Origin of the sequence: Methanocorpusculum labreanum Z, from assembly GCF_000015765.1 — an archaeon.
GTDB classification, from domain to species: Archaea; Halobacteriota; Methanomicrobia; order Methanomicrobiales; family Methanocorpusculaceae; genus Methanocorpusculum; species Methanocorpusculum labreanum.
On the sequence record NC_008942.1, the window covers coordinates 1,396,932 to 1,410,781 of the forward strand.

The 13,850-nt window shown below is 49.7% G+C and carries 9 protein-coding genes; 7 read left to right on the top strand and 2 right to left on the bottom strand.

Annotated features, from left to right (window positions below; genetic code table 11):
- The first annotated feature begins 96 nt into the window (after positions 1–96).
- The 7 genes from MLAB_RS07290 (at position 97) to MLAB_RS07320 (ending at position 10,977) form a co-directional block, all read left to right on the top strand.
- On the top strand, positions 97–3,807 hold the full coding sequence (locus MLAB_RS07290; protein WP_187146112.1) for an outer membrane protein assembly factor BamB family protein: 3,711 nt from the start codon (positions 97–99) through the stop codon (positions 3,805–3,807).
- A gap of 2 nt (positions 3,808–3,809) precedes the next feature.
- Positions 3,810–4,460, top strand: a complete 651-nt coding sequence (locus MLAB_RS07295) for a hypothetical protein (RefSeq protein ID WP_011833745.1) — start codon at positions 3,810–3,812, stop codon at positions 4,458–4,460.
- A 57-nt stretch (positions 4,461–4,517) separates the two neighbouring features.
- The gene (locus tag MLAB_RS07300; RefSeq protein WP_011833746.1) at positions 4,518–5,465 is read left to right on the top strand and encodes a FecCD family ABC transporter permease; all 948 of its coding nucleotides are present in this window, start codon (positions 4,518–4,520) and stop codon (positions 5,463–5,465) included.
- Positions 5,462–6,691, top strand: a complete 1,230-nt coding sequence (locus MLAB_RS07305; protein WP_011833747.1) for an ABC transporter ATP-binding protein — start codon at positions 5,462–5,464, stop codon at positions 6,689–6,691. Before MLAB_RS07300 ends, MLAB_RS07305 begins: the two co-directional genes overlap by 4 nt.
- Positions 6,688–7,416: a sugar phosphate isomerase/epimerase family protein gene (locus tag MLAB_RS07310; protein ID WP_011833748.1), complete on the top strand. Its 729-nt coding sequence runs from the start codon at positions 6,688–6,690 to the stop codon at positions 7,414–7,416. The genes MLAB_RS07305 and MLAB_RS07310 overlap by 4 nt, the downstream gene beginning before the upstream one ends.
- Positions 7,417–7,564: 148 nt before the next feature.
- Entirely contained in the window at positions 7,565–10,306 is a 2,742-nt protein-coding gene (alaS, locus tag MLAB_RS07315; RefSeq protein ID WP_011833749.1) for an alanine--tRNA ligase, read from the top strand.
- Positions 10,307–10,374: 68 nt separating this feature from the next.
- A complete protein-coding gene (locus MLAB_RS07320; RefSeq protein ID WP_011833750.1) occupies positions 10,375–10,977 on the top strand; it encodes an ArsR/SmtB family transcription factor in 603 nt (200 codons plus the stop codon).
- Positions 10,978–11,620: 643 nt separating this feature from the next.
- Here MLAB_RS07320 and guaB read toward each other — a convergent pair.
- Entirely contained in the window at positions 11,621–13,090 is a 1,470-nt protein-coding gene (gene guaB / locus MLAB_RS07325; protein WP_011833751.1) for an IMP dehydrogenase, read from the bottom strand.
- Between the two features lie 5 nt (positions 13,091–13,095).
- Positions 13,096–13,785, bottom strand: a complete 690-nt coding sequence (locus tag MLAB_RS07330; RefSeq protein ID WP_011833752.1) for a (5-formylfuran-3-yl)methyl phosphate synthase — start codon at positions 13,783–13,785, stop codon at positions 13,096–13,098.
- Positions 13,786–13,850 lie beyond the last annotated feature (65 nt).

Sequence of the window (13,850 nt, forward strand, 5' to 3'; positions counted from 1 at the left end):
TAATTTTTTGTCATTATATAAATTTAAATTTCTTTTAAAATAATTATTTTAATATAATATCAATTAAGTACACTTCAACATACTGAGTTGATGTGTATGAAAAAAATGCGTGAATTTCTCTATTTGTTGTTTATCATCGTCCTGATGATATGTACTATTGGCGTTGCATCTGCAGATGAACCAACAGGGCCAACGTCAGATAATGTCAGGATGCATATCTCTGTTGATGGAGGCATCGACAGTACATCTGCTGTACATGACAACAGATTGTTTATTGCAAACTGGAAAAGTATGGACTTCTCCACCACAAATGCGATGGGAGTTTTCTGTTTTGATTTAACCAATGGAGACCTGATATGGTTCCGGTCCATCGGGGAAGTGTTGTCCGAAATAACGGTTGCAGATGGACAAGTCTTTGCTGGTACAAAATCAGGAGCATTGTTTTGTCTTGATGAAGATACAGGAAATACTGTGTGGAGTGTGACCGGCATTACAGCCGGATATTGGGGTCTGACAGGGGCCCCTCTCGTGAATGATGGTGTGGTCTATGTTACGAGCCCTACGAAGCACCAGCTTATGGGATATGACACCAGAAATGGCAATCTTGTTTTTCAACGCGGGCTTGGGTCAAGCGGGGGAATTATCTTTACCTCACCAACACTTTCATCCTCAAACAATCTGCTTGTGATGGATGATACCGGAATTCTTGAAATATCTCCGGCAAACGATCTGGTTAATTCCTACACACTCCCATCAGCCATTACAACCGGCAGTTCGATCGTGGCACACGGGAACGCAGTTTATCTTAATGCAAACGGCATTCTGTACCGAATAAACACGATCGGAGAATGGACCGAGGCATGGAATGTCTCCACGCTCACTTCGACCACACCTGTCGTAACCGACTCGGCCGTATATGTTTCCCAGGGAGGGACCCTGGCAGCATATGATATTACTTCAGGAGAGGCACTTGATGGATTTACTACGCATGTAAGCGGAGGATCCAGCAGCTATCTCAATCCAGTGCTTGCGGGAAATACAATTTATTATGCAATGAATGCACATTGCGGAAAAGTTTTTGCAATAAATGCAACAACAGGGGCAGAAGAATGGAACTTCAGTCTTCCGGAGAGCGGAAATCCTGGAGAAGACTACACATTCTTTGCATCCTCTCCAGTAGTGTACGGTGAAAATCTGTTCATCGGTTCAGAAGGAGCTGGATTTTATGTCATTGGAGAGGGGGATCTTATCGAAATCGACAAAACAAATGCCGCTGATCAGCCATATGTTCCCCCCGCCCCAATGACAGTGCTCTACGAGGGAACAGTACGTCTGGTGAATACCTCGGAAGGAGTGACGGTTAAAGATGCGCTCGATGCGGCAGTGTCGGCAGGAGGGTTCACCTATAATCTCACCGAATATGATACGATAAAAGACATCAATGGAATAGAAAATGCAGAGGACTGGTCGCATTCGTGGATGACCACATACTACAACAATAACGAAATACCGGTTTACAGCGTGCTTGACCCGGTAGTCGCCGGAGCCACCATTTCACTTCATTATGATGAGCTTGATGCATCGTGGAATGTTGTAGGAACCCAGTATCTCGTGAATGTAACCGTAGGGAATATCAATGAACCAGCACCGTGGACAGTCATCTACGATGACACGATCGATCTCACAAACACATCCACGGGAGTGACGGTAAAGGATGCGCTCGATGCAGCAGTTTCGGCAGGAGGGTTCACCTATAACCTCACCGAATATGATACGATAAAAGACATCAATGGAATAGAAAATGCAGAGGACTGGTCGCATTCGTGGATGACCACATACTACAACAATAATGACACCTCGGTCTACAGCGTGCTTGACCCGGTAGTCGCCGGAGCCACCATTTCACTCCATTATGATGAGCTCGACGCATCGTGGAATGTTGTCGGAACCCAGTATCTCGTGAATGTAACCGTAGGGAATATCGATGAACCAGCACCGTGGACGATCATCTACGATGACACGGTCAATCTGACGAATTCTTCAACGGGAGTGACGGTAAAGGATGCACTCGATGCGGCAGTGTCGGCAGGAGGGTTCACCTATAACCTCACCGAATATGATACGATAAAAGACATCAATGGAATAGAAAATGCAGAGGATTGGTCGCATTCGTGGATGACCACATATTACAACAATAACGAAATACCGGTCTACAGCGTTCTTGACCCGGTAGTCGCGGGAGCAACTATTTCACTCCATTATGATGAGTTCGATGCATCGTGGAATGTGATAGGAACGGAATATATGGTCAATGTTACGGTAAACAGCATTTCAGACCTCAGCATCACAAATCCATCAACGATGGTCACGGGAGCATCTGCTGTCTTTACTGCCCTCTCCAATTACCCGGGAAATACCACATATTCGTGGGACTTTGGCGACAATACCACCGTTGTTGAAACAAAATCCTCAGGCGTTGCCTCTACTGTTGATAAAATCTATACAAATGCCGGGACTAAAATCATCACCGTAACTGCGGAATATGATAATCGATCAGTAACAAACAGCGCTGAAATAATTGTAACAACACCGCCATCAGCATTCGACGAATCCAACAACCTCGAAGCAAAACTTACCGGGGACTCAATCCCGGACACAACCCATATCTTCTTTACTGGGACAGATGTTACTAACGCATCAAATGTTACGATAAGCATCTCCAGATATCAGAATCAAAGTTCAATTTCCGATGATGAGTGGCAGAATATTCAGACAAACTACACCCTACCAAACTCAAACGAAAAACCTCTCTTCATCTTAGAGATAGACTCGTCAAATGCATATGGGGTAAACAACATCCATCAGCTTAACAACTACGCCCGCCTTTCCATTCGTCTTGCCATTGATTACGCCAATGCATCGAACGTGAGTTTCTATCGATATGTTGACGGCTCGAACGGTTATGAGCAGCTGCATTACACGATTGGAAATGTGGCTCCGGGATGGGTGGAATTCCTTGTAGACATCCCGGGATTCTCAACAATCCTTGCAGCAATAGATGAGATCCCGGCAGATTCCAGAACAACACCGGTTTCATCAACGGGACCTGTGGCAAATCTCGCAACTATCAAGTATAAAACCATATATTACGGCACTATCACCGTTGATCCGGGATCATTCACCTACACAACCACAATGGACGATAAAACATTCATCGTAAACAACCTGAGTGTTTTCGGGATACTGCATGCATCAGGAATGAATCTCCAGACAAAAGAGTGGCCAGGCGGAATCTATGTTCATTCCATCAATGGAATCGCTCAGGATGAAAATCTCAACGGGTGGCTGTATCAGGTAAACGGTCTGACAACAAGCCAGATGTCAAATAACTACATGGTCCATGACGGAGATAAAATCGTCTGGTATTATAGTGAGAGTATGGCGTCAATACCGGAGACAAGTCAGTATGCCTACGGATTCATCGTAAAGGTCAAAGCATCCGCGGTGCCGCTGCTTAATCTTTCAGCGGCAGAAACGCCGACAATCAATCTTGGAATGCCTGAGGGCGTCACCATCAGCAGTGGGATCCCGCAGAGAATCACGGTCGACACCTCAATCACACAGGCAGGTGGGTTTGTCAACATTACCGAACACACAATAATAATTACCGAACCCGGTCTTCAGATGACCATCCCAGTAAAGAATCTCATCAGGAGTGATGAGATAGTCACGGCTGAAATCCAGAACATGACTGCAGAACTTGTACCTGCTGCAGGCAAAATCAAAACATCCGGAATAGAGGTGTAAAAATGTCGAAAAATCACACAAAACAAATTTTTATCCTGCTGCTCATCCTCTTTGCAGTTTTTTCATATACCGGGGTTGCGACCGCAGAAAATGAAACCACAGAGATCTCACCGATAGTATTCCTTACCTTTGATAAAATCCCGCAGGATATTATCAGCGGCACTGAAATTACAATCAACGTATCATCGGAAATCAACCAATCCATCCTGACAACGTTAAAGGATATTGACGGAATGTCCATAACCAATATTGCATATCTGGTAAACATAACTTCAAACAAACTGGATGTCACGAATCTTACCGGCGTGGCCATTCAGCTTCCGGTATCGCATGCCTGGACAGTAAACCAATCAGATATACGCGTGATTACGATCATGAATCAGACGGTGTCCGTAATCAATACATCATTGACAGACATAAATGACAATAATATGGATGTGTTCCAGGTAAACCTGACATCATTGCCGGATGAACTTCTCCTGGTCTCGATAACAAACACCATCATGCCCGACACACCGGTTGCAACACCCACCCATACTGCAGAAACCCAAACACAAACAGTAACACAGACTCCCGCATCTCCTGCCCCACTCCTTTGGACAGTTGGGTGCCTTGGAATCGGAATTCTTTTCGCAGCCCGCAGACGAATATGAAAAGACATCAAATCACACACCTTTATTTTACTTAACACAAACAACATATACACAATTATGCTTCGCCACCCCGTTCTTCTCCTACCCGTGCTTCTCATCGTTCTTCTGATAAGCATTGTCCTCACCACCTGTATTGGAGTGTCGGGGTTTTCTCTTCTCACCTTTGACTCGGAGATGATTCGAAAACTGATTTTTGAAGTCAGGCTCCCGCGGGTGATTGGGGCACTTCTGGTAGGTGGGGGGCTTGCCGCCGCCGGCTGCGTGATGCAGGGACTTTTCAGAAACCCAATGGCGGACCCATATATCATCGGAACTTCGACCGGCGGCGCTCTTGGGGCGGCCTGCGCGATTGTTTTTCTCGGAGGATTACTCATGCCGCTCTTTGCCTTTATCGGAGCAGCCGCTTCAACGATCACCGTATATCTCATATCTCAGAGGAACGGACGGATGGCAGTCGAAACCCTGTTATTATCGGGAATCGCAGTTTCGCTTTTCCTTTCTGCCATGCTCTCCTTCATCATGTACTTGTCCGGAAACAGTCTTCACCAGATCATGTTCTGGATGATGGGCGGATTCTGGAACATGTACTGGGACGATGTAGGGCTCGCGCTCTTAATTCCGGCGGCAGCGGTCATTCTCTACCTCTTTTCCCGTGATCTGAACGTTATGGCACTTGGAGAGGAGGAGGCGATCCATCTTGGCGTGAACACGGAACGAACCAAAAAAATTCTGCTCATGGTAGCCACATTTATTACTGCCATCGCAGTATCCATATCAGGATGCATCGGATTTATCGGACTCATAATCCCTCACATTATGCGGATCTTCACCGGCCCAGACCACAGAATCCTTCTTCCGGCATCCGTGCTGGCAGGAGCCATTCTCCTCATGTGGGCTGATACCTTTGCCAGAACACTTCCCGTCGAGATCCCCGTTGGGATCGTTACTGCATTTCTCGGAGCTCCGTTCTTTATTTACCTGCTTCGCAGGAGGACGCGGGTATGACGCCAACGATTTCGGCAGACAATATTTCTGTGAAATACGGGGATCATCGTGTTATCGAACAGTTCTCTCTCGCTGTTGATCAGGGCGGATTCATCGGGATCCTCGGGCCGAACGGATGCGGCAAGACAACATTTTTGCGTGCCCTTTCCAGAATATTGAAACCGGATCAGGGAGCGGTTTTCATTGAAGGCCTGGACGCAGAATCATATGATTCCCGTACTCTCGCAAAAACGATTGGGTGCGTCGGGCAGGAAACTGATGTCGCATTTCCATTCACGGTACGGGAGATCGTTTTTATGGGAAGATATCCGCATATTGGAAAACTCGCCCCATTATCGCCAAAAGATCTGGCAATCGCCGATGAAGCGATGAAAACCACAAACACGTTTCCTCTCGCAGACAGGTTGATCACCGAGGTTTCGGGCGGAGAACGGCAACGTGTCCTGATTGCGAGAACACTGACCCAGCAGCCGAAGATCCTCCTTCTTGACGAACCAACATCCCATCTCGATATCAATCATCAGATAGAAATCATGGACCTTATCCGGGACCTTACGCCGAAGATCACGGTCATTGGCGTCTTTCATGATCTGAATCTGGCATCGTACTTCTGTGATAGGATCGTGCTGATGAAGCAAGGTAAAATTCTCGCAGTCGGGACCCCCATGGAAGTCCTGACACCGGAAAAAATCCGGGAGAGTTTTTCAATTGGCATGATGGTGTCAATCCACCCGCTTACCGGAAAACCGCACCTCATGCCTGAGTATGGTGTTCAGCCAACACCCGCCTCCACCCGCATCCATGTGATCTCCGGAGGTGGAACGGGGACTGAGATCCTCCATACCTTATGTCTGCATGGATTTTCCGTATCTGCCGGTGTTTTGGCGGCGAACGACTCGGACTGTCTTGCAGCAGTGAAACTCGGTTTGGAAACGATCATCGAACCGCCGTTTGCCGTCGTGAGTGACAAATCAGTTCAAAAACTGAAGCTGATGCTGGCCAGCGCGGATAAAATCGTGGTCACAGGCATGCCAGTAGGATACGGCAATCTGGCAAATCTGAAAGCTCTCACCGAAGTTTCTAAACCAGTATATCTTTTCGGGGAGGGGGACGATTACACAAACGGCGAAGCGACACACATCCGCAGAGCCCTCATCGAAAACGAAGCAGTGATTGTACCCGGCATCACGGCCCTTATGAAGATACTGTACGCCGGAAATCCATGAACGAAGTAGGCATCTCCACAAATTGCGTAATGGATCTGCCGCTTGAACGGGCACTCACCATACTGGAGCCGCTCACACATCTTGTGGAGATCCAGTGCGATGCAAATCATTCTCTCTTTCGACATGCATCCGTTCTGGATAAATTCGATCTGCGTTACACGATTCATGCACCGACTGCCGACGGGAATATTGCCGAATCGTTTGAGCCGATCCGCAAAGCAAGCATCGCGGTGATTAAAGAAACTGCAGAAATCGCAGACTTGGTGGGCGCGAAAAAACTGGTGATCCATCCGGGATTCTGCCTTGATCCAACATGCAGGAAAGCGTCAGTCTCTGCTCTGCACAGATCGATTCAGGAGCTTGGCGATCTTCAGGAGGAGTTCTCCGTCCGGTTCGTCATGGAAAATCTCGGATCGATGGACTGCTGCTTTTTTCAAAACACGGAACTTATCCAGGACCTTCGTGCAGCGGGACTTGGACTGGCTCTGGATGTGGGACATGCAAATCTTACCGGAACGCTCGATGCATTTCTCAAGGAAAAACCGGATCATTTTCATCTCCACGACAATAAAGGAATGTGCGATGAACATGCCGCTTGCGGAACGGGGATAGTGGATTTTGGAAAAATTCTTCCGGAGATCGGAGATGCGACGCTGATCCTTGAAGTTCTCAAACTCAAGGATGTCAAGCCCAGTCTGGAGTATCTGACATCTCTTGGATATTGAACGTAATCCCGGTGAGAAACGAGGCCGCAAAGATCCGGTTTACTGTTCTGTGTAAATCCCGTACACCTCCTGACTCAAAAATCCAACGCAAACTCATTTAACTGCATCAATCCTACAAATATATACTGTATCTACCGGAGGTTTACCCATGCTAGAAAACGAATATCAGCTTGAATACTTCAAAGAAAACGGATTCATCCGCAAAATCTGTAAAAAATGCGGCAGTGCATTCTGGACCCTCGACCCAAACCGGGAGATTTGCGGGGATGCACCGTGTGAACCTTATCAGTTCATTGGAAATCCTATTTTCACAAAACACAGCCTTACGGAAATGCGGGAGGCATATCTCTCCTTCTTCGAGAGACACGGCCACACGAGAATCAACAGATACCCGGTAGCCGCAAGATGGCGTGACGATATCTATCTTACCATTGCATCCATCGCAGATTTCCAGCCGTTCGTAACGAGCGGCGTATGCCCGCCGCCGGCAAACCCCCTGACGATCTCCCAGCCCTGTATCAGACTGAACGATCTTGACAACGTGGGAAGATCCGGCAGACACTTCACCTGCTTTGAGATGATGGCGCACCATGCCTTCAACACCGACGAGAAACCGATCTACTGGAAAGACCGCTGCCTTGAACTCTGCAGCGGATTTATCGAGTCACTCGGCGGAAACGTATTCGATCTCACCTACAAGGAAAATCCGTGGTTCGGCGGAGGAAATGCAGGACCAAGCGTCGAGGTCTTAATGGGTGGCCTCGAAGTGGCCACACTCGTTTTCATGAACCTTTCCCGGAAGAACTCCGGCAAACCGCCTGTCAGTATCGACGGTAAAGACTACTACGAGATGCCTCTCAGAATCGTCGATACAGGCTACGGCCTGGAACGATTCACCTGGGCATCCTGCGGAACGCCGACCGCCTACGACGCGGTCTTCCCGGAAATGATCCCGCGTATCCTCACCGCGGCAGGAATGGAGGACCGTCTGGAAAATCCCGAGGTCGAGCGCATCTTAGGACTGAACGCCAAGTTTGCCGGCCTCATGGATATCCGCGGCGAAAAGATCCGCGACCTCAGACAGCAGGTGGCCGACGCGACCAACATCTCGGTTGCGAAACTCGAAGAGATCATCGTTCCGATGGAAACCGTGTATGCTCTCTGCGATCACACAAGATGTCTCGCATACATGCTCGGCGATCTGATCGTTCCGTCCAACGTCCGCGAAGGATATCTCGCCCGTCTCGTTCTGAGACGCAGTATCAGAATGATGCAGGATCTCAATATGGATGACGACCTCGGCGATCTTGTGGTCAGTCAGATGAAGACGATCGGTCTTGCCAACTTCGAGCAGGATGAGGATATCGTCAGACACATCATCAACCGTGAGGTCGAGAAGTACGATACGACCATCGAACGCGGAACCAGAACCGTGCAGCGGGTTGGCCAGACCTACGTCAAGAAGAACGAACCGGTCCCGCTCGCTGAACTGATCACGCTCTACGACTCGCACGGCATTCCGGTCGATCTGATGGGAAAGATCCTAAAAGACACCGGCGCCGAGTTCGAGATCCCCGACGACTTCGATTCGCAGATCGCGGACATGCACTCCGAGAACGAGACGGAAAAACCTGTCTCGCCGCTCGCAAAATACGCAGAACGTATTGCCAAGATCCCGGAGACCCGCAAGAGTTTCTACGAACGTCCCGCCGACATGGAGTTCGATGCAACGGTCTTAGACATCTTCGACAACTATGTTGTTCTGGACGCCACTCTGTTCTACCCCGAGGGAGGAGGACAGCCGTCCGATACCGGTATGCTTGTGACGAAATCGACGATGGTCCGTGTTGACGAAGTCGTAAAGTGGGAAAACGTCATCCTCCACAAGGTCCGGGAAAACACCCTTAAGCGCGGCGACAGAGTGAAAGGAGTTCTGGATGAGGACCGCCGGTGGGCACTTATGCGTCATCACTCGGCGACCCACATGGTTCTCCGCGCCGCAAAAGAGGTGCTTGGTCCACATGTCCACCAGGCCGGATCTCAGCTCTCGACCGACGTCGCACGGCTGGATATCCGTCACTACACCCACATCACGCCCGAGGAGCTGAAACAGATGGAAACGATCGCCAACCGTCTGGTGATGGAGAATCTCCCGACAATGGTCAAGATCGAGAACAGAGTAAAGGCGGAGCAGAAGTTCGGGTTTGCCCTTTACCAGGGCGGTGTCCCCCCAGGAAAAGACATCCGTGTCGTTCAGATGGGTGCCGAGGTTCAGGCATGCGCCGGAACACACTGTCAGTCTACCGGCGAGATCGGTCCGATCAAGATCCTTAAACTGGAGCACATCCAGGACGGTGTCGAGCGTATCGAGTTCGCGGCAGGATTCGCGGCCCTTGATGCCATGCAGCATATCCAGAGCCTGCTGAATACATCCGCAGACACCTTGTCCGTGCAGACGGAAAATCTCCCCGGATCGGTCGACCGGTTCTTCACCGAGTGGAAGGATCAGCGTAAAGAGATCGAAAAGCTCCGGGCAAAGATCGCTGAGCTCGAACTTTCACGGATCGAAGGCATCAATATTGGCGGGGTCGAGGTCGTTATCAAACAGATCGACGTCTCCAGAAAGGAGCTTGTGACGGTCGCAGGAAAGATCGCCGAACGGGGCGGCGTGACGGTTTTGATCACGACCGCTGACGGGCTTGGCGTCGTTGCCTCGTCAGGGACCGGGAAGATCCACGCAGGAAAACTGGTCGGCGAGGTTTGCGCAGAACTCGGCGGAAAAGGCGGAGGTAAGGAGAATCTCGCTCAGGGAGCGGGAGCGGATCCGTCAGCCGTCGGCAAGGCGCTTCTCAAAGCCGAGTCGTTCATCCGTGCAGAATTCAATTCATAACTACCACTTTTTTCGCAGTTTAGGAGAGGGTTATATCCGCTCGCATCCATACAAGTAGAGTACATATCATGCAGGAAGAGAATGTTGTTGTGCTGGAACACGGTTCCCTTGAGGCGCAAAAAGTTGCCAAGGCGATGTCTTCTCCCACATCTGCGGATCTATTCAACGCACTCACAGGAAATCCGCAGAGTGCCACGGCGCTTGCCGAGCGGACCGGACTTCCCCTTACAACTGTAAAATATCATCTGGAAAATATGCTTTCAGCAGGCTTGGTCGAGATCTCCAATACCAGGTGGAGCGAGAAGGGACGTGAGATGAAAATCTATGCGGTCAAAGATCAGGTTGTTGTGTTTGCTCCCCGAAAGACCGTTGATTTGAAAGGCATCGCGGAGAGATACGGCACAATGGCCGGCGTAATCGCGATTGGCTGTTCCCTCGTTGTTGCCATCCCCCAGATGCTGAACCAGTTAACCGTCAGGGCAGGATATCCCATTCAAACCAGCGATACGGCAGAGATGTTTGCAATAAAGACGGCGGCGGGTCCGGCAGTGGAAAGCGTTTCATGGATGCCGTTGGTCCATAATGTTGTACAGGGATTTCTGGTCATTTCCCTCGCCGTTTTAGCACTGATGATGGCATATGAAATATACCTTGTCAGAAAAAACGGATAAAAAATCTTTTTTCTTATAGGACTTACGCGGTGTGACCTCAACCAAAAAAACAACAACTGAAGTTCTATGAGATGTACTTTGATTTCGTTCACGGTCTTAGTGTAGACACAAGAGAAAAAACCAACCGCGAATCGGCGCGAATCCCGCAAGCCTTTGGCTTGCTCCCAGAATCGGATTTGCTTATCCTCACTTTCGCAATCCAGCTTCGCTGTCTTGCTCATCCCTTCATCGGGACCGTTCGGGCAAATCCTGTCGCTGCCCCGGCGGCTCCCATGATTGATTTACCTCTTTATCTTATATCGTGATTGTCAGTAAAATGGATATATTTCAGATTAAGAACTGCTCACTGAATCTCTCTCACAGGAGGCGCTGGGGCGCCGACAGGATTTGCCCGAACGGTCCCGATGAAGGGACGAGCCGTCGTGTCTTAGCCGAGCAAATCTTTGATTTGCGAGGGACACGACGAGCGAGAGTGAGGAATAGCAAATCCGATTCGCCGCGCCCGAAGGGCGGATTCGCGCCGATTCGCGGTTGGTTTATCTCATGTTTCAACACCCAGTAATACCCTTACCGACGTGGATTAAGGATAACAACGTGTAAGTCCTATTCTTTTTAATTTCGGAATAAAAACAGAAGTACCAATTCAGAGATTGGTACGGTAGTTCGGTGCTTCATCGGTGATCAGGATGTCGTGGGGGTGGGACTCTTTCAGTCCCGCGGAGGTAATTCTGACGAACCTGGCATTCGTCCGCATAGTTTCGATATCCTTGCTTCCGGAATATCCCATCGCCGATTTGAGACCGCCGATCGTCTGATAGATGACATCGGTCACGGAACCGACATACGGAGTGGCACCTTCGACGCCTTCCGGAACATACTTGGTCGAGCCGATACCTTTCTTCTGGAAGTAGCGGTCGCTTGAATTTCCAGAGGTCATGACGCCGAGCGATCCCATGCCGCGGTACTGTTTGTATCTCCGGCCTTTGACGATGATCGTTTTACCTGGAGCCTCGTCGGTTCCGGCAAACATACTGCCCATCATTACTGACGAAGCGCCAGCTACGATTGCCTTGGCCACATCACCGCTGTATTTGACGCCGCCGTCTGCGATGACCGGGACGCCACATGGATCTGCGACATCACATACGTTGGCGATGGCAGAGATCTGCGGAACGCCGACACCAGCAACGATACGGGTCGTACAAATCGAACCTGGACCGATGCCGACTTTGATCCCGTCAACGAACCCTACAAGTTCGCCGGCAGCTTTCGAGGTGGCGATATTTCCGGCGACGACATCGCATGAGACGGCGCCTTTGATCGCTTTTACTCCCTGGACAACATGCATATTATGGCCGTGGGCACAGTCCACAACGATCGCATCAACGCCTGCCTCTGCGAGTTTTAATGCACGCTCCATGTCGAACGGTCCAACTGCGGCGGCGACACGGAGTTTTCCGTTTGCATCGCGGTTGGCTTTCGGATACTGCTGTTTTTCAAGCAGATCCTGCATGGTGATGATACCTGTCAGTCTGCCTTTGTCATCAACGACCGGAAGACGCTCGACCTTTTTGGTGTACATCATATTGATGGCATCATCTGCAGTGATATTGTCTTTCACGGCGATCGGTTTTTTGGTCATGATCGTTTCGACGGTTTCCGTCCCGGTCTTGTTAACAAGGCCGCGGACATCCCGGCGCGAAACGATGCCGAGAAGTTTGCCGTGAGGACCAACGACCGGCACGCCGCCGATCGAGTGGCGGTCCATGAGATTTGCCACAAGAGCAATGGTCGTGTCGGGGGTCACGTATCTGACATCACGTTCGATGACATTGTCAGCCGACTTAACGCGGGTGACAAAGGAGACCTCTTCATCGGGCGTACAGTTTCTGTGCAGAACGCCGATACCTCCGGCGCGTGCCATAGAAATTGCCATTTCCGCCTCGGTAACTGTGTCCATTGCCGCACTCACCAAAGGTATGGAGAGTGAAATGTTTTTAGAGAATCTGGATCGAACATCTACATCATTTGGCTCTATCCAGGATTCTGCCGGTTCAATCAGCACATCATCGAAGGTGAGTGCCGTAGGGATGTTGAGTTTTTCTCCAAACATGTTGTTTACCTTACCATCTGAATCGCTTTCTTTACGAGACTTTCCTGAACCATGGTTGTTCTGTCTCCGCCGCAAACCATGCCGCGGACACCGATGATCTCTGGATCGATCTCTTTGAGGATCGGAAGATCCGCAAACTTCAGGGATCCGGCCAGAGCAGTGCCTATACCTAGGGATCGGTTCAGATCGGTGAAGTCTGTCAGAGAATCTTCGTTCATGAACTCGAATGTGCTTTTACCATCCTTCATCCCGGTATCGATCATAGAGAAATCTGCGCCGTATTCAGCTGCGAGCGGTGAGATGTCAAAAGGACTGATTGCACCGAGCCGTTCATAATCCGAGTAACCGGCAATAACAACGGTTTTTTCCGGAAAAGGTTCTTTGACGGCACGAACGACTGCTTCGATAACTTCTTTTGCAGCTTGTTTATCACTGAACATCAGACCGATCTTAACAAAATCAGCTCCGGCACAGGCAGCACCGTATGCAGCAAGAGAAGCGTTTCCCGGAGTCGGGCGGTAATCGCCGATAGCTGCGGAAACGGGAGTTGAAGAAGCCATACGTTTAATTTCGCGGATCACCCACGGAAAATTAGCGCCAAGCGACCCTTCGGCAGGGCGCTTCACATCAATAATGTCAGCATCGAGGCAGAACTTTGCCTCGTCTATTGAACTTGGGCTGACTAAGAGTTTCATGTATATTATGTGGCGGTTCGGGTTAATAGGGGTTACGTCTGAATGAGATAAGAAACCACAGATTC

Bases quoted from the DNA above. Each gene is read 5' to 3' on its own strand.
- MLAB_RS07290 (WP_187146112.1), top strand. From the start codon at position 97: ATGAAAAAAATGCGTGAATTTCTCTATTTGTTGTTTATCATCGTCCTG.
- MLAB_RS07295 (WP_011833745.1), top strand. From the start codon at position 3,810: ATGTCGAAAAATCACACAAAACAAATTTTTATCCTGCTGCTCATCCTC.
- MLAB_RS07300 (WP_011833746.1), top strand. From the start codon at position 4,518: ATGCTTCGCCACCCCGTTCTTCTCCTACCCGTGCTTCTCATCGTTCTT.
- MLAB_RS07305 (WP_011833747.1), top strand. From the start codon at position 5,462: ATGACGCCAACGATTTCGGCAGACAATATTTCTGTGAAATACGGGGAT.
- MLAB_RS07310 (WP_011833748.1), top strand. From the start codon at position 6,688: ATGAACGAAGTAGGCATCTCCACAAATTGCGTAATGGATCTGCCGCTT.
- alaS (WP_011833749.1), top strand. From the start codon at position 7,565: ATGCTAGAAAACGAATATCAGCTTGAATACTTCAAAGAAAACGGATTC.
- MLAB_RS07320 (WP_011833750.1), top strand. From the start codon at position 10,375: ATGCAGGAAGAGAATGTTGTTGTGCTGGAACACGGTTCCCTTGAGGCG.
- guaB (WP_011833751.1), bottom strand. From the start codon at position 13,090: ATGTTTGGAGAAAAACTCAACATCCCTACGGCACTCACCTTCGATGAT.
- MLAB_RS07330 (WP_011833752.1), bottom strand. From the start codon at position 13,785: ATGAAACTCTTAGTCAGCCCAAGTTCAATAGACGAGGCAAAGTTCTGC.